The 18078-nt window shown below is 41.7% G+C and carries 15 protein-coding genes and 1 pseudogene; 6 read left to right on the top strand and 10 right to left on the bottom strand.

Annotation, left to right across the window (positions count from 1 at the left end):
• Window position 1: 1 nt before the first annotated feature.
• The 5 genes from nuoF to F986_RS11860 form a co-directional block, all read right to left on the bottom strand.
• The gene (gene nuoF, locus F986_RS11880) at window positions 2-1333 is read right to left on the bottom strand and encodes an NADH-quinone oxidoreductase subunit NuoF (protein ID WP_004695387.1); all 1332 of its coding nucleotides are present in this window, start codon (window positions 1331-1333) and stop codon (window positions 2-4) included.
• Window positions 1330-1839 carry an NADH-quinone oxidoreductase subunit NuoE gene (gene nuoE, locus F986_RS11875; protein WP_004695385.1) on the bottom strand — a complete coding sequence of 170 codons (510 nt, stop codon included), beginning with the start codon at window positions 1837-1839 and terminating at the stop codon, window positions 1330-1332. The genes nuoF and nuoE overlap by 4 nt, the downstream gene beginning before the upstream one ends.
• 14 nt (window positions 1840-1853) lie before the next feature.
• Window positions 1854-3641, bottom strand: coding sequence for an NADH-quinone oxidoreductase subunit C/D (nuoC, locus tag F986_RS11870; RefSeq protein ID WP_004695384.1), 1788 nt, complete (start codon window positions 3639-3641; stop codon window positions 1854-1856).
• A gap of 88 nt (window positions 3642-3729) precedes the next feature.
• Window positions 3730-4407, bottom strand: a complete 678-nt coding sequence (locus F986_RS11865) for a NuoB/complex I 20 kDa subunit family protein (protein ID WP_004695382.1) — start codon at window positions 4405-4407, stop codon at window positions 3730-3732.
• A gap of 6 nt (window positions 4408-4413) precedes the next feature.
• Entirely contained in the window at window positions 4414-4962 is a 549-nt protein-coding gene (locus tag F986_RS11860; RefSeq protein ID WP_004695380.1) for an NADH-quinone oxidoreductase subunit A, read from the bottom strand.
• A gap of 491 nt (window positions 4963-5453) precedes the next feature.
• Between F986_RS11860 and F986_RS11855 the strand changes: the two genes are divergently transcribed.
• The gene (locus F986_RS11855) at window positions 5454-5810 is read left to right on the top strand and encodes a hypothetical protein (RefSeq protein WP_004695379.1); all 357 of its coding nucleotides are present in this window, start codon (window positions 5454-5456) and stop codon (window positions 5808-5810) included.
• Between the two features lie 49 nt (window positions 5811-5859).
• Here the strand turns inward: F986_RS11855 and bfmS are convergent, their stop codons facing one another.
• Together bfmS and bfmR are read right to left on the bottom strand one after the other, a co-directional pair.
• Window positions 5860-7524: a sensor histidine kinase BfmS gene (bfmS, locus tag F986_RS11850; RefSeq protein ID WP_004695377.1), complete on the bottom strand. Its 1665-nt coding sequence runs from the start codon at window positions 7522-7524 to the stop codon at window positions 5860-5862.
• Window positions 7525-7560: 36 nt separating this feature from the next.
• Entirely contained in the window at window positions 7561-8277 is a 717-nt protein-coding gene (gene bfmR, locus F986_RS11845) for a response regulator transcription factor BfmR (RefSeq protein WP_004695375.1), read from the bottom strand.
• A 595-nt stretch (window positions 8278-8872) separates the two neighbouring features.
• On the opposite strand from bfmR, the gene F986_RS11840 reads away from it, so the two are divergent.
• From F986_RS11840 to F986_RS11830, 4 genes are all read left to right on the top strand, one after another.
• Complete coding sequence (locus F986_RS11840) at window positions 8873-11704, top strand: ribonucleoside-diphosphate reductase subunit alpha (RefSeq protein WP_004695373.1); 2832 nt, start codon at window positions 8873-8875, stop codon at window positions 11702-11704.
• 356 nt (window positions 11705-12060) lie between these two features.
• A complete protein-coding gene (locus F986_RS11835; protein ID WP_004695371.1) occupies window positions 12061-12327 on the top strand; it encodes a hypothetical protein in 267 nt (88 codons plus the stop codon).
• 24 nt (window positions 12328-12351) lie between these two features.
• Window positions 12352-12489 (top strand): hypothetical protein, encoded by a 138-nt coding sequence (locus F986_RS18445; protein ID WP_004695369.1) that lies wholly within the window; start codon window positions 12352-12354, stop codon window positions 12487-12489.
• 137 nt (window positions 12490-12626) lie between these two features.
• On the top strand, window positions 12627-13910 hold the full coding sequence (locus F986_RS11830; RefSeq protein WP_004695366.1) for a ribonucleotide-diphosphate reductase subunit beta: 1284 nt from the start codon (window positions 12627-12629) through the stop codon (window positions 13908-13910).
• A gap of 86 nt (window positions 13911-13996) precedes the next feature.
• Here F986_RS11830 and F986_RS11825 read toward each other — a convergent pair whose 3' ends face one another.
• From F986_RS11825 to F986_RS11815, 3 genes are all read right to left on the bottom strand, one after another.
• Entirely contained in the window at window positions 13997-14848 is an 852-nt protein-coding gene (locus F986_RS11825) for a PoNe immunity protein domain-containing protein (RefSeq protein ID WP_004695364.1), read from the bottom strand.
• A 120-nt stretch (window positions 14849-14968) separates the two neighbouring features.
• Entirely contained in the window at window positions 14969-15976 is a 1008-nt protein-coding gene (locus F986_RS11820) for a PoNe immunity protein domain-containing protein (protein ID WP_004695362.1), read from the bottom strand.
• 10 nt (window positions 15977-15986) lie between these two features.
• On the bottom strand, window positions 15987-17567 hold the full coding sequence (locus F986_RS11815; RefSeq protein ID WP_004695361.1) for a hypothetical protein: 1581 nt from the start codon (window positions 17565-17567) through the stop codon (window positions 15987-15989).
• 161 nt (window positions 17568-17728) lie between these two features.
• Between F986_RS11815 and F986_RS11810 the strand changes: the two are divergent.
• Window positions 17729-18078: pseudogene (locus tag F986_RS11810) on the top strand (transposase); the annotation flags it as partial.

Genomic DNA, 18078 nt, shown 5'->3' with positions numbered 1-18078 from the left:
CTTAAGCTTGTTCTACGTTGCTAGTTTGCGCAGCAGCATTCACTACTTTTGCTTCAAACTCGCCACGGAAATATTTGAGTGCACCCATCAACGGTTCCATTGCACCTGGAGCATGCGCACAGAAAGTCTTACCAATCCAAAGCTTACGAGTAAGTTCTTGTAAGTGATCGATATCTTCTTTCTTACCTGTGCCATCTTCCAGTGCTTTCAGTGCTTTCACCGCCCACGGTAAACCATCACGACAAGGCGTACAGAAACCACATGACTCACGTGCAAAGAATTCTTCTAAGTTACGTGTCGCTGAAACCATACATTGCGTTTCATCCACCACCATCAGCAAACACGTACCTAAACGTGAACCTGCTTTCATGATGCTCTCAGCATCCATCGGTAGATCAATGTGTTCAGCAGCCAAGAAGTCTGTAGACGCACCACCCGGTAACCATGCTTTAAGCTTCAAGCCATCACGCATACCGCCCGCATAGTCTTCAATGACTTCACGCGCAGTTGTACCAAATGGAAGCTCCCAAAGACCAGGGAATTTCACCTTGCCAGATGCACCATAAATTTTTGTGCCTGGATCTTTCGACTTACCCGCAGATAAGCCGATATACCATTCAGGACCACGCAACATGATTGCTGGTAGGTTATTGTAGGTCTCTACGTTGTTCACAATTGTAGGACGACCCCAAGCACCTGCAACTTGTGGGAATGGTGGTTTCGTACGTGGGTTTGCACGGCGACCTTCAAGCGAGTTGATCAATGCAGTTTCTTCACCACAGATATAACGACCCGCACCCGTGTGCACATGCAACTCGAAGTTCCAGCCAGTTCCAAGGATGTTATCACCCAAGTAACCTTTGGCACGAACTTGCTCAAGCGCTTCATTTAAGTACGCAGCTGCTTCAATGTACTCGCCACGAATAAAGATATAACCATGAGTTGCTTCTAGCGTATACGCTGCAATCAACATCCCTTCGATCAATTGGTGAGGAAGTTTTTCCATCAACAAACGGTCTTTAAAGGTCCCTGGTTCCATCTCATCGGCATTACAAATCAGGTAACGTGGACCTGAGTTGTCATTTGGCGCCATCAAAGACCATTTGATCCCTGCTGGGAAGCCTGCACCACCACGGCCTTTTACGGTCGCAGCTTTAATCACTTCAAGCACATCTTTCGGCGGCATGGTGATTGCTTTTTTCAGACCCGCGTAACCTTCGAGCGCTTCGTAATCATCGGCATTACGAACGTGCTCTTGTTTACTCAAACGCCAAGTTAATGGATGCGTTTCTGGGTTACCTTCGCCATAAATTGGTTTTGGTTCGGTATTCATACATACTTCTCCAATAACTGTTTCACTGAAGAAACTTCAACCAAACCGTGAGTGTCTTCATTCACCATTAAGGTTGGGCCTTTGTCACAGTTACCTAAGCAGCAAATCGGCAGCAAAGTAAAACGACCATCAGCAGTCGTTTGACCAAACTGAATGCCTAACTCGCGCTGAAAAGCTTCTGCTAAAGTTTCCGCACCCATCAAGAAGCACGCGATCGAGTCACAAAGTAAAATGACGTTACGACCCACGGGTTGACGGTAAATACGGTTATAGAAAGTTGCAACACCTTCCAAATCAGCAACACTGATTGTCAATAACTGAGCAATGGCGTTTAGCTGCGCGTCATCTACCCAACCATTACGGCGTTGTACACACTTCAAAGCATCCAAAGATGCTGCGCGTGGGTACGGGTAGTGACCAATGTGATGTTCAATTTCGTGGATTTCGTCCGTAGTCAAAATCCCTTCAACATTCACGCGTGGCTTTTTATCAGTCAAAATCATCATAATGCGTTTACCCCTTAGCGATCCACGTCAGCCATAACGACGTCAATGGTCGCTAAATAAATGATCAAGTCAGACATTAAGCTGCCGTTAATCACAGAAGGCATTTGCTGTAAATGCGTGAAGGTCGGTGTACGAATACGGGTACGATAACTCATGGTTGACTTGTCTGAAGTCAAGTAGTAGTTCGACGCACCTTTTACCACTTCCGCCATCACAGATGCTTCACCTGCAGGCATGACTGGACCCCAAGATACGCTTAAGAAGTGCGTAATCAAGGTTTCAATGTCTTGTAAAGTCTTGTCTTTTGGTGGTGGAACAGCCAATGGATGATCTGCTTTGTACGCACCTGAAGGCATGTTGTCTAAACATTGCTTCACGATTTTGAGTGATTCTTCAATTTCACGGAAGTGAACCATCACACGTGCATAAGCATCTCCTTCGTACTCAAGTGGCACATCGAAGTCGTAGTTTTCATAGCCACTGTACGGGCGATATTTACGAACGTCGAAATCAATACCTGTTGCACGCAGACCTGTACCAGTCACGCCCCAAGCCAATGCAGATTTTGCATCATATTGAGCTACGTTACGGGTACGACCAATAAATACTGAGTTGCGTAATGCAGCGGTGTAGTATTCATTCATACGCTTCGGCATCCAATCTAGGATTTCACGAATCAGATGCTGCCAGTTGTTTGGCAAGTCATGCGCTGTACCACCGATACGGAACCATGCTGGGTGCATACGGTAACCAGTGATTGCTTCAATCGCGTCATAGATTTTTTGACGATCCGCAAACATGTAGAAGACTGGCGTCATACCGCCGGCATCTTGAATCGCAGTACCGATATACAATAAGTGGTTATTGATACGGAACAATTCAGACATCATGACACGGATACATTGCGCGCGGTCAGGTACAGTAATACCCGCCATTTGCTCCACACCCATCACATAAGGCATGTTTTGCGCACAACCACCTAAGTAGTCGACACGGTCGGTATAAGGAATGAATGAATGCCAAGTTTGACGTTCAGCCATCTTTTCCACACCACGGTGGTGATAGCCGATATCAGGCACACAGTCTTTCACTTCTTCACCATCCAACTGCAAAATGATACGGAAAGCACCGTGCGCAGATGGGTGGTTCGGACCTAAGTTCAAGAACATGAAGTCTTCGTCGTCATTACCGCGTTTCATACCCCAATCTTCAGGTACGAAACGAAGGTGTTCCTGTTCGTAATCCTGCTTCGCTTGGTTCTGCATGTACGGTGTATATTCCGTAGCACGTGCAGAATATTCTTTACGAAGTGGATGACCTTCCCAATAGGTTGGCAACAAAATACGACGGAGCATTGGATGCCCTTCGAAATTGATCCCGAACATATCGTAAGCTTCACGTTCGTACCAATTGGCATTTGGCCAAATGTTGGTTGCAGTTGGAAGATTTACATCATTTTCACTCAATGCAACTTTGATACGAATATCACTATTACGCTCAAGCGATAATAAGTGATAGAACACAGTAAAGTCAGACGCAGGCAAACCGTCGCGGTGTGTACGTAAACGTTCATCTACCGCTGACAAGTCGAACAACATCACGTATGGACGTGACACTGTACGCAAGAACATTAAAACGTCTTGTACACGTGCGCGCTCAACCCAGACCGTTGGAAAATCTTCAAAGGTCGCTTGCACGTAGAAGTTCTCACCAAACTTGGTTTTGAGCTCTTCTACAATTGCAAATGCTGGGCGTGAATCAACTGGAGTTGATTCTGGCATAGCAATGTCAGTTTCAGCCATTAGCTTGGCTTCCTATTTAATACAAATTCATTCAACCTAAACGACAACTACACCCAGACCGGGTGCATCAAAACAACTGTCGTTTAAATTATTTAATTTCATCCATAGAGCGTAAGTTTTTCACTGCAATACGTTCAGCATTCTTACGGTCACGTTCTGGCATCATCTTTGGCTTATACACTGGCTTAAGATCATCACCAATCACGGCAGAAAGTGGACGGCGCTCTAATTGAATTTGGTCTTGTAACAACATTAATGCTTGGATTAATGCTTCTGGACGGGGTGGGCAACCCGGAATGTACACATCCACAGGAATGATTTTATCCACACCTTGCACAACTGAATAAATGTCGTACATACCACCTGAGTTTGCACAGGCGCCCATTGAGATGACCCATTTAGGCTCAAGCATTTGCTCGTACAAACGCTGAATTACAGGTGCCATTTTTACAAAACACGTACCCGCAACAATCATCAAGTCAGCCTGACGAGGTGAAGCACGGATTACTTCGGCACCGAAACGCGACAAGTCATGCACGCCTGTTAAAGTCGTTGCATACTCTACGTAGCAGCAAGATGTACCAAAGTTAAACGGCCAAACTGAGTTCTTACGACCCCAGTTCACTGCTGTATGTGCCACATCCTCTAAACGAGTCATGAACACATTTTTATTCACTTCTTCTTCAAGCGGATCCGTTACGATTTGACGCTCTTGAAGTGGATATTGATCAGCATCCGGATTCGCACGGGTTAATGTATATTTCATCCCGAGTTACTCCTTATCAGACGATTTAGCCGGTGACTTATCTTTCACACGACCAGATGATTGAGCTGGGATTTGACCTGTAGGGTCCATAACCAACTCTTCAATTGAATTAAAGCGAGTGATTTCTGCAAGATTCATATTTGGAGAACCAACTTTAGGTTTAATCCCTGCTGCTTTACGTTTGTCAGAAGGCGACCAGTTAAGCGCACCAGTAGACAACTCATAAACCAAACCAACGAGTAAAACTAAAATAAATACTGCTGCAGTGGTGAAACCCACCCACCCCACTTCACGAACCGATGTAGCCCATGCGTAAAGGTAAAGCGCCTCTAAGTCGAATACGACAAAGAAGATTGCAACCAAATAGAACTTTGCTGACAGGCGGATACGTGCGCCACCAGCACCAACCACACCTGATTCAAATTGCTCTTGCTTTGCACGGCCCCATGACTTACCCCCAAGGAGTAATGGGACAGTGAGCATAAAGACGCAAAGAAATGTAACGCCGATCACGAAGGCAATAATTGCCCATTCGTATGGAGTAATGGCACTCATGCGGGGATAACTCCTGGCAGGCCTAATTTATTAACAAAGAATGCATGTATTGGCCTTCAAATACACCAAACACAAAATTAATCCCGCCAATTGTACCCGATTGCTGACGTAAGTTGCTAGCTTATAGACCTTCGTCTTTAGGATGATTTCTCTTCGTTTTTTGAGATTTTTTCGATGAAAGCCCTTTTATTTCGAAACCAATCGCTTTATCTAATAAAACACTACTATTCTATTATTTTTCCAAATTTTGACATTCAAACAAAGCCTATAAAGCATTTTTCAGCCTCATTCCGATAACAATCACACAATCAGCGGTTTAAAAAACTCAGCTCATCAACCGCAGCATTTTGCTTATTTTAAAAGTACAAAAGTAGATTAAGTCACTCATATTTTTTGTATTTTTTTGCAAATCACTCCAATCAATTAATGCACTTGGCTTTTTCTTGTGCTATTGATATAGACAACCAACAACAAAGAATAAGGAGCACCACATGAGTCTGGAATTCACCCATAAACCTAACTATTTTTTATTTGCCCAGTTGCTTATTCGCCATGTTGAAACTTATGTTCGTAAACACCCCGATGCCAACAATGCCATCTTTGATTTACGCGACATTTATGAACTTTTTCGCCAAGACAAAGCTTCAGCCACCACCAACCTTGATGGCATTATGAATATTGTGGATGAATATAAAATTGAAACAATTAATGGTGATCAGAAGCTCATTAGCCGTTATGGCATAGACACCCAAAACAACTCGTTATTGATTGACTTTAATGCAGATGCGCTTGAAAGCCTAAAACAAGGCAAGCAGATTATTTCTCCCGATGCTAGCATCCAAGAATAAGTCAGCATGAAAAAATAAAAAAGCACCGAATTTCGGTGCTTTTTAATGCTTAACTTTTTGAGTCTGTATTATCTTTGACACTATATTTCTTTTTAGACTTACTAAAGTGGTGTGCCGGCCATGTCATGGTAAAACGTGCACCACCGAGACTTGGGCTTTGATCCACTTTAACGCTACCACCAAACCAATAGGCAATTCGGCTCACAATCGACAAACCTAAACCATAGCCACCCGATGCTCGAGTCCGGCTATCATCCAAACGTGCAAAGGCTTCAAAAACGCGCTCTCGCTCGTCTTCTGGAATACCAGGCCCATCATCTTCAACACAAACATAGGCCATACCGCTGTCATTAATACCACCACTGACCAGCACCTGATGGTCGCCATAACGAACCGCATTACCAACCAAGTTCTGCACCACGCGGTGTAAATAACGACGTTCAGCTTCAACTTTTAAGGTTAAAGGAGGAGCATTTAAATGAATTTCTTTCTGGGTTTTTAAGGCTTCCGTCTCAACCACCACCTGATCTAAGACTTCAAACAATACAATGTTTTCAATATCGAGTGATGGTGTGCCCTGCTCTAACTTTGCGTAGGTCATGATTTCATCAATGAGGGTATTTAAGGCCTCAATGTCTTTATCAATCATATCGACTTGCTGAAGACGGTATTCATAATCGTCTTCTTCCGCTAGCATTTCCATGCCAAAGCGAATACGAGCAACTGGTGTCCGAAGTTCATGTGATACCGCGCGCATCAGTTCACGCTGCGCCTCGATAAGTCGCTGAATATGGTCTGACATGCTGTTATAGCTATTGGCTAGACTGGCCATTTCATCCGTGCCGTCGACAGGCAAACGTAGGGTCATATCACCTGCTTTCATACGGTTTAGACCGTAATTGACCTCACGCAGTTTACGCTGCATCGGTACAAGCAAGCCATACACCCCCAAACTGAGTACAAACAGGCTCAACAAGGTAATCCCTGCTGCGAGCTGAAACGGCATCCAGTTAAAAATAGGCACAGGCCCCAATACCAAAACCTTGCTTGGTGAACTTGGTAAAGGTGGAGACACAATAGAAATGGTGGTGCCACGCACAGAAGCACTATCACGATATAAGATCACGCTATGATCTAAACGCAACCGCCCTATCTGCTCCGACTCTAAAGCCAGATTTTGTACTTCTTCAATTTGTACAGGATAAGAGAAATGTTTCTGTACTTTTTCCAAGTACTCTTCTTCTTGGCCTGGGTAATACACCAGATAATCTAGGATAAAAATCGGGAGTGCTTTCATTTGCAGCTCACCAATTTTATCTACTTTAATATACAGTAAATGATTCGGATCATCTTTTAGACCAATGATCAGGTAAGCTACTTGAGTTTGCGCATCATAACGCACAGCCGCTTTACGCTCACTGATCCGCTTTAACTCTGCACGACTCAAATCCACCTTATCGGCTGGGATCATATTAATCGGTAGTTCAAGCAAATCCGAAGCATCTGAAATCCAGTCTGCTTTTTGCTGTGCATTGGTCTGACGGGATACACCTTCACTAATAATAAAGGAAATCCCGTCCGTCAAAGACTCGCGATATTCTTGCACTCGCTGATAGTTAATAATTTGTACAAGCAAATATCCCATGAGGGCAACAATAGCGACCAGCACTACCAGCCCAGCATAGATACGCAAGAATATACTGTGTTTGAACACTAAAAATGTCCCGTTTTAACGAATCAAATAAACGGCTTAAAGACCATTGGTTTCTTTTACAAATAAGTAGCCTTTACTACGTACCGTTTTAATACGTTTTGGATTTTCAGGATCATCACCAATTTTTGGACGAATACGCGAAATACGCACATCAATTGAACGGTCTTGACCGTCATATTCAATACCACGTAAGCGCTCGAAAATGTCTTCGCGAGAAAGAATGCGTCCTGCATTTGAAGCCAACAACCACAATAAGTCATATTCAGCGCTGGTAAAGTCAACCAACTCACCATTTAAAGTCACTGAACGACCACCGTTATCGATCACCAGATCATCAAATTCGATACGCTGGGCAACTTCATCTTCCGGCGCTTTGTCAGTACGACGTAATAAAGCACGAATACGTGCAAGTAAAACACGTGGCTGAACTGGTTTTGCCACATAGTCATCTGCACCCATTTCTAGACCAAGCACTTGATCCATATCTTCGGTACGTGCAGTCAACATCAAAATCGGTTGGTGATAATGTGGACGAACTTCACGGCAAATGGTTAAACCATCTGCACCTGGAAGCATCACATCCAACACCACCATATCGGGTTGTTCTGCAATAATACGACGAATGGCACGGTTACCATCGGGTTCTACCCCAACCTCAAGACCATTACGGATCAGGTACTCTTGAGTTAAGCGAGCTAGGCGCTCATCGTCTTCTACGATTAAAATTTTTGGTAACTTTTCTTCTTGGCTCATGGAGTGCCCCTTTATTTTGACGACTTAACGTATCCTTTAAAATCCAAGGGATACGCTCTGATATATTTTGCAATATACACACGTTTACATTGTAAACAAGATCTTGTTCACCAAACTGATACATCAAAGTAGCATTTTGTTATACATTTTTTTAGCCTCCAAATGAGCGCTTTCTCGCGTTTGCTGTATATCCAACCAAAGCAAAAGAAACGTTTCTTTACAAAATGGCGATTTTTCATACCAAGTCACTGTTTGAACAGTTTATAACTCACTCATTCGCCTGTTTTGAACTTATCCACAATGTTATCTATAAGCACTTAAACCGAGCTTTGTTATGCTATCGCCTTGTCTAATAAGGCTTAATACAAGAATCATAAAAAAGGGATCTTTTTGAGATCTTTTCGAGACCAGATCGATCAAAATATTTAATAAAATGTCAATATTGATCTACCCTGAATTTTCCCGTATCTTGTGTTCAATTAATTTTTAAACCACTAGGTCTTGTGTTTAAACCTCAAACACTGTGGCATAAAAATTGCCCAGTTCAAACGGTCCATAGACATAAAAATAGATGACAAAATGGAGCTATGCTAGCATGAGCGTATCGAATTCAACCCCTGGTCAAATTCAGGTGATTAAACGCACTGGAGATGTTGCCAGCTTTGACGCAGAAAAAATCTCTGTTGCCATTGGTAAGGCATTTTTGGCTGTTGAAGGCCAACAAAGTGCTGACTCAAGCCGCATCCACGATCGTATTTCTCAACTTACCGAGATGGTATTAAATACGTTCAGTCGCCGCCTACCTTCTGGCGGTACAATTCACATCGAAGAAATCCAAGACCAAGTTGAACTTGCGCTGATGCGTACAGGTGAACAGAAAGTTGCTCGTGCGTATGTCATCTACCGCGATCAACGTGCTGATGCTCGTAAACAAGCAGGTGAAAACCATCACCCAACCTTACAAATCACTGACGCCAATGGTCAGCTTCAACCGCTTGACATGCGTAAGCTTGAAGCGACTGTAACAAAAGCGGCTGAAGGTTTAGAAGGCATCAATGTTCAAGCGATCATCGATGAAACCATTAAAAACCTTTACAACGGTGTAAAAGCGTCAGATATCGCAACCACGATGATGATGGCAACACGTACACGTATCGAACAAGAACCAAACTATACCTACGTGACGGCTCGCCTACTTCGTGATGAATTGGTCGCGACAGGTTTGACTTTCCTTGGCTTGTCTGAAGACACAGCTGAAGGCGATGCTTTAGAAACTTTCCTAAAGAAAGGTATTGAGCTAGACCTACTTTCACCAGAACTTCTCAACTTTGACCTTGCGAAATTGGCCGCAGCGATTCAACCAGAACGCTCAAACCAATTTACGTACTTAGGTCTACAAACATTATTTGACCGTTACTTCATCCACTCAGATGGCGTGCGTTTCGAATTGCCACAGTTATTCTTTATGCGTGTTTCGATGGGTCTTTCACTCAACGAAGCAAACCGTGAAGAACGTGCAATCGAGTTCTACAACCTCTTGTCGAGCTTCGATTACATGGCATCTACGCCTACCCTGTTTAACTCCGGTACGCTACGTCCTCAATTGTCGAGCTGCTACTTGACCACGATTGATGATGACCTGTATGACATTTATGGCGCGATGCGTGATAACGCAATGCTATCTAAATGGGCAGGCGGTTTAGGTAATGACTGGACGCCAGTTCGTGCTTTGAACTCGTATATCAAAGGTACAAACGGTAAGTCACAAGGTGTAGTTCCATTCCTTAAAGTGGCGAACGATACTGCTGTTGCAGTAAACCAAGGTGGTAAGCGTAAAGGTGCAGTCTGTGCATACCTTGAAACTTGGCACTTGGACATCGAAGAATTCCTAGAGTTACGTAAAAACACCGGTGATGACCGTCGCCGTACGCATGACATGAACACGGCAAACTGGGTTCCTGACTTGTTTATGCAACGTGTTTTTGAAGATGCTGAATGGACCCTGTTCACGCCGTCTGAAACACCAGATCTACACGACTTAATGGGTGCAGAGTTCGCTGAGCGTTATGCACACTATGAAGCGATTGCGAAAGAAACAAACATGTTGCACAAGAAAATCCGTGCAAAAGATTTGTGGCGCAAAATGCTGTCGATGTTGTTTGAAACTGGTCACCCGTGGATCACATTCAAAGACGTATGTAACTTACGTTCACCACAACAACACGTTGGCGTAGTTCACTCTTCTAACTTGTGTACAGAAATCACATTAAACACAAGCAAAGATGAAATTGCGGTATGTAACTTAGGTTCGATCAACCTTGTACAACACGTTCAAGGTGGTGTGTTAGACCGTGAAAAGCTTGCACGTACCGTAAAAACAGCGGTTCGTATGCTCGATAACGTGATCGACATTAACTACTATGCTGTGCCACAAGCGAAAAACTCGAACTTGAAACACCGCCCAGTGGGTATGGGTATCATGGGCTTCCAAGATGCGCTGTATGAAATGCAACTCGCTTATGGCTCTGATGCAGCAGTAGACTTCGCTGATGAATCGATGGAAGTGATCAGCTACTACGCAATTTCAACATCAAGTGATTTGGCTGTTGAACGTGGTACTTATGAGACATTTAAAGGTTCACTGTGGGATCAAGGTATCCTGCCAATTGACTCACTAGACCTTGTTGCTAAAACACGTCCTGAGCGTATGTTTGAAGTTGACCGCACTCAACGTTTGGACTGGGACACTTTACGTGCCAAAGTTCAAAAAGACGGTATGCGTAACTCGAACGTGATGGCCATTGCACCGACTGCAACCATTTCAAACATTTGTGGTGTGTCTCAGTCGATTGAGCCAACATTCCAAAACTTATATGTAAAATCGAACCTATCAGGCGAATTCACAGTGATCAACCCGTACCTAGTACGTGCGTTGAAAGACCGTGGTCTGTGGGACTCTGTGATGGTGAATGATCTGAAACACTTTGAAGGTTCGGTTCAGAAGATTTCTCGTATTCCTGAAGAGCTTAAAGCAATCTTCGCGACGGCATTTGAAGTTGAGCCACGCTGGATTGTGGATGCTGCATCACGTCGTCAAAAATGGATCGATCAAGCGCAGTCTTTAAACCTTTACATCTCTGGTGCAAACGGTAAGAAACTTGATTTGACCTATAAAATGGCTTGGTTACGTGGTCTGAAAACAACGTATTACCTCCGAGCTTTAGGTGCAACTTCTGCTGAGAAATCAACCATTAACACTGGTGCATTGAACGCAGTAAAACCTGCAACTGTAACGGCAGCGCCTGTTGCAGCAGTTGCTCAGGAAGTTAAACCAGAAGTGGTTGCTGAAGATGAAGGCTTCGGTCAAGCAGCTCCAGTGCCAATGGCGTGTTCAATTGACAATCCAGACTGTGAGGCTTGTCAGTAATCACCTCCCCTAACCCCTCCTAAAAGGAGGGGAATTACACCAAACTTATTGAGGTGTGAAAGTCCCTCTTTTAAAAGAGGGACTTAGGGAGATTAAAAAAGTTAGAATTCTTGGATTAATTATGTAAATAGTTAATTCAACTCAGAGGCAAAGTAATTCCTACTACTAATCCTAAGAGACAAATTTTAGACATAAAAAAAAGGGAATCTTCCTACAGATCCCCTTTCCAGTCTAAGAAGCGAGTTCTTCGACATATTGCTTCGTAAAAAGCAGGTGAATAATCGCCTGATCTCGCAATATCGTCAAGGACTTTTGGGTAACAACTGCTCTAATGAATGATATTTAAGGAGATATAAATGGCAGTTTATTCGATAAGCTACGACCTCTATAAGGAAGGTCAAAGCTATGAAGCCTTAATCAAAGAATTAAAAAGCTTTGATAGCTGGTGTCATTTAATGAAATCATATTGGCTTATCAGTACCCCTAAAAGCGCTGATGAAATTTATGAAAAGTTAAATAAACATCTAGATAAAAATGATCACGTTCTTGTATTGCAAGCATCTAAAGATTTTAGAGGTTGGCTATCACTCAAAGGATGTGATTGGATTCAAGAACATATTTAATATGTTTCATTAAAGGAACCCACCATGCTCCATATGACACATAACTATATGTTAGGTCTTGCGACCTTGGTGATTTCCTTTGTGGTTTTGTTTTATATGCCCATTGCCTACTTTTGGGTAAAAGCAAACCAAAGCAAAAAGCGAAAGCAAAATAAGTCGTGAGAATCACGTTCTATGCACAGTTTTAGAACAATGATTGGCAAAACTTAATTTTGCTTTCACAAATTAAGCGTATAGTAAGACATCTCAGCACTGCTGGATGTCGATAAAAGATATAAAGCAACGTAGAGAGAATTGATATGTCTATCCTAAGTTGGGACGATTTCGAAGATGATTCGCAAAAACCGGCTGCACCTGAACACAAGTCTGCGCCCGTCGAACCGCAAAAAGCGGCTAATCCGCAGATGGTATCTGCTGCAGAGCAACCACAGAAGAATGTGGCAACTGCACAACCCACTTCAACCCCTCGAAGCCGATCAACAAATCCAGCCGATCCATTGGCAAGAGCATCTAACGCCTTAGAAAGTTTAGATGTTGCTCCAGGTCTAGAAGAACTAGAAATGGGTGCACAACGTGTACAAGTTGACGACAAAGCGATGATTAACTGTCGTGCGGACTTAAACCAACTTGTACCGTTCAAATACGAATGGGCTTGGCAGAAATATCTAGACGGTTGTGCAAACCACTGGATGCCACAAGAAGTCAACATGAACCATGACATTGCGCTTTGGAAGTCTGAAAATGGCTTAACTGAAGACGAACGTACCATTGTTATGCGCTCACTTGGTTTCTTCTCTACAGCAGACTCATTGGTTGCAAATAACTTGGTGTTGGCGATTTACCGTCACATCACCAACCCTGAATGCCGTCAGTACATTTTGCGTCAAGCGTTTGAAGAAGCTATTCATACTCACGCTTACCAATACTGTATCGAATCTTTAGGTATGGACGAAGGCGAAGTCTTCAACATGTATCGCGAAGTTCCATCAGTTGCGCGTAAAGCAGCTTGGGGCTTGAAATATACGCAGTCTTTAAGTGATCCTACTTTCCAAACTGGTACACCTGAAAACGACCAAATTTTGCTTCGCAACTTGATCGCGTTCTACTGTGTCCTTGAAGGGATCTTCTTCTACTGTGGTTTCAGCCAAATCTTGTCGATGGGCCGTCGTAATAAGATGAATGGTGTTGCTGAGCAATTCCAATACATCTTACGTGATGAGTCGATGCACTTGAACTTTGGTATCGATATGATTAACCAAATCAAGATCGAAAACCCAAGCTTGTGGACTGCTGAATTCCAAGAAGAAATCATTCAAATGATTCTTGAAGGAACAATGCTTGAAATCGAATATGCGCGTGACACTATGCCACGTGGTGTATTGGGTATGAATGCTGCGATGATGGAAGAATACTTGAAATTCATCTGTAACCGTCGTTTAGCTCAGTTGGGCTTGCCTGAGCAGTTTGCTGGTGTGAACAATCCATTCCAGTGGATGTCTGAAATGATGGACTTGCGTAAAGAGAAGAACTTCTTCGAAACGCGTGTGACAGATTATCAGACTGGCGGTGCGTTGAGCTGGTAAGGTAAAACATCACGTGACACATAAGTTGTCATAGATGAAAAAATAAAAAGGCTGCTATTTGCAGCCTTTTTTCTATTAGAAACAAATTATCGTAATTCTTTGATCATAGTATTACCTTGTTGATCTAAAGACGTATATTGGCTTCGGGCATAATCAACCAAGTCTTTAGGATAATAGGGTTTATCCCGATAACTCCTATCATCTATTCTCAATACAACGGTAACTGCCGCTGCTTCAAGCGACCAATAGCCTGGGAAAAAACTACTCTTATGTCGGTCATGATACGGCTCGCGTTTGCTAGAACCATACCATTTATCCAAATACTGTGACATCAACTTAGGTCGGTCTTCTTCTTTTGCTGCAAATACTTTATCTAGTTTGCGATAAGGCAACTGTCTTAAATAAATATTCGAAATATCTCGGTCTGGTAACCAAGGAGAAACTAACTTGTCTAATAATGCATCTTGTTCATCATTTTCATAAGCCAAAATATCCATAATTGTAGGTAAATGTTCAAGTTGAGTAAACAGAATCGAAAAGCAGACCAACTGTAGAGCTTCCCAATATTCGTCTGTAATCAACTCTAAATGCGGTACTAAATGGCCGTCACATTCACTACTTTCATGAAAATTGATATGGTGTTTCGCATGTATATTCCAATATTCGACTATAGTTGGAAAAAATGATGCAAGATTTTTAACAGGTAATCCTGCAGTATAGCTAATTAATAAACTTTCCAAGGATAGTTTAGCCAAAGTATTTGATGCCATAGATAACCCAGTCAAACGATTGCTAGGGATATTCTCTGGATTGCTTAATGTTTTAACTCCTATCGAAATCTTTCTAAAAATAGCATCTATTCGTGAATTATAATCTTTATGACTTTGATAATTTTCTCTATGAAAATTATTCCAATCATCTAATGTTAAAATATCCATAAACCTACTCAATAACAGTTTAATTGAGTAATTAAAAATTTCTCCCAAATCAATCTTATTACTCTAAACGCCAGAAAATTTTTATAAAAAAGGAACCTCATCAGTTCCTTTAAATTCATATCAATGACTTAAATCCAAATACCAAATCGTTTCACCCCAAGCATTATTTGGAATCTCGGGCATCACATCACCTTGGTTAAAATGACGTTTATCCATGTTGTTTGCTGGGCTATACCATTCACCAGATTGAGGGCATATTTCACCTGCAAAACAACGTAAACGCTTGTCACCATCCTCAGCATTACCTTGTTGATCTAAAGGCGTATATTGGCTTCGAGCATAATCAACCAAGTCTTTTGGATAATAAGGTTTATCCCGATAACTACTATCATCTATTCTCAATACAACGGTAACTGCCGCTGCTTCAAGCGACCAATAGCCTGGAAATTGACTACTCTTATGCCGATCATGATAAGGCTCTCGTTTACTGGCTCCATACCATTCATCCAAATACTGTGACATCAGTTTTGGTCTGTCTTCTTCTTTGGCTGAAAAGACTTTATCTAGTTTTCGATAAGGCAACTGTCTTAAATAAATATTCGAAATATCTCGCTCTGGTAACCAAGGTGATACCAACTTATCTAATAGAGCATCTTGTTCGTCATTTTCATAAGCCAAAATATCCATGATCGTAGGTAAATGTTCAGGTTGAGCAAACAGTATCGAAAAGCAGACTAACTGTAGTGCTTCCCAATATTCACTTGTAACTAACTCTAAATGTGGGACTAGATGTCCATCGGATTCACCGCTTTTGTGAAAATCTAAATGAAAAAATTCTAATTTTTTAAGAGCATAAATAACATTTGGAAAATATTCAGATAATACATTTACAGGAACACCTGCTGAATAACTAAAGAATTCAAGCTCTAAAGAAGCCTCAAAAAAGTGATTAGATGATAAATAAACCGCACCTTTGGGTTTGTCTTTTAAAAAATCTTTGTCATTTAGTCTTTCAGCAATTGTTAGGGTTGATTCTAAAGCTTGCTTAATAGTGTATTCATAATCCTTGAACTTTTGATATGGTTCGCGTCTTAACGACTCCCAATCACTTTTGCTTAACAACTCCATATATGACTCTCTATTCAACTAAAATATTATCGGGTAAAAAAATTAGAGGCATCTGAATATTATGTGATTTACCTTTTGATCGATCATGTTGCTCATATTGTTTTCCTGTTACCATATAAATTTCACGGTTATATATTGTTGGATATGACAAATTACGTAGAGCAATTATAATATTTGCAGATATAGTATTCTTATGTGTAGCAGAAACTGAGTTATCCTCTTTTAATGAGGCTCCAATCCATTTATGACTCATTTGACGACCTTTCGTCTTAGTTCCGCCTAGACCCGCTTTACCTTTACTCCCTTCCAAAGCACTTTCATTTTTAATTGAAGTCTCAGCACTGGTTGATCTCTTTCCTAAGCCTGAATTTTCATTATATTCAGTTTTTTCGTTAAAAATATTTCCAATCTCAGAACGATTTCCTTCAATAGCCTTAGCATCGGATTGTGCCATACCAGCCAAAAAAGAAAAGTGACCAAAAATACTTCCCTTCGTTTCGCCTACTAAATATTTACGCCCTTTATGGTTACCAAACCATAAATGATCTATACCGGTTTGGTTAATATCTTGCTTACGTATCCGATCACCAGCCGCATTACGCTTTAAACGCTCATACTCCTCAATCAAACGTCCATTATCATTGACCTTACGTAAAGATTTACGCTTTTCTTTCGAATAATAATCAACGATATGTTCGGCTGGCACGCCAGTAGACCAACGCTTTTTCTTTGCTTGACGTATTTCATGGCTTTTTTTTGCTTTTGCAGCTGCTGAACTTTGAGCAGTAGGCGCATTATTTTTAACTTGTTGTTGCGCACCACCTCGTTGAGGATTTGAAGGCCTTTGAGCAGGAGGAGGTGTTGCCCCTTTTCCACCACCTCTAGGCACGACAGGTCTTGCAGGAACTTGTTGGCTAGCTTTACCAACAGCAGTTGATGGTAAAGGTGGATGCATATTTAGCATTTGATTGACAGTTTTTTGAATTTCAGCAAATGCAGCGTTCATATACTTAGGCGCATCTTTTTTTACCTGAGTAAACATTTTGATTACTTCATTGACCTTTGGGCGACCTATAACCTGTTTAGCTAACCAAGAATCAAGTACATCAACAATCTCATCAATCATTTTATTGAGTAAAGAAATACACTCATTTTTTAACTTATTCCAATTTATTTCTTTGAGTGCTTTTTTGGGATCGATCTTGGCATATTTACGCATTGCATCAAAGACACGTTCTGCATTTGCCCCATTTTTAGCCAACTTAAACCCAGCTTTAAATGCATCACCAAAACCTGGGATACATCCTATCAGCGTAATGACTAAATCCACCCAGCCCATAACATTTGTAGGATTTGCTGAAACTAAAATAATGCCTCTAATCAAATCCCTTAGGTCAAATAATTGACCTACTACAGGAACACAACCTAAAACAGCAGTCACAATAATCTGACTTGGACCTGTCCCGCTGCCATCAAGTAAGCCCATAAACCATTTACCAACATCATCATCAGCTTTTTTAAGTTGTTGTTGGGAGACATGGGGATTAACAGGTTTAGTTGCATTTGCAGGAACAGAAGGTAAATTAGCCATTAAATATCACCTTCTTGAAAATTACGTTCTGTTTCCGCTTCATCGTCAGTTAAGTTTTTTAAATGAATATCAGTGTATGACTTTGTTTCAGGATTAATTTCATTGTCTAACTGAACCGTACCGGGTTTGTCGGAGAGTCAATATTCTGAGAGACTATCCCGATGACAAAATTAAAATATACCCCTGAAATCAGAGAAAGATCGGTTCAATTATTGATTGAATCTGAAAAAGATTATCCTTCTACTTGGGCTGCAATCACAGCAATTGCGCCTAAGATTGGTTGTACTCCTGAAACACTTCGTGCCTGGCATCAAAAGCATTTAGATCAGCAAAATCCTATTAAAGTACAACAGATATCTGATCAAGAAAAAATGAGGCAAATGGAACGTGAAATTAAAGAATTAAAGCGTGCCAATGAAATTCTACGTAAAGCAGCCGCTTTTTTCGCCCAGGCGGAGCTCGACCGCCCACACAAATAATGGTGGATTTTATCCATAACAATAAAGATCGA

Origin of the sequence: Acinetobacter johnsonii CIP 64.6 (genome assembly GCF_000368045.1) — a bacterium.
Classification (GTDB): Bacteria; Pseudomonadota; Gammaproteobacteria; order Pseudomonadales; family Moraxellaceae; genus Acinetobacter; species Acinetobacter johnsonii.
Note: the sequence above shows the minus strand (reverse complement) of the source record. Positions and strands in the feature narration are given on the sequence as shown.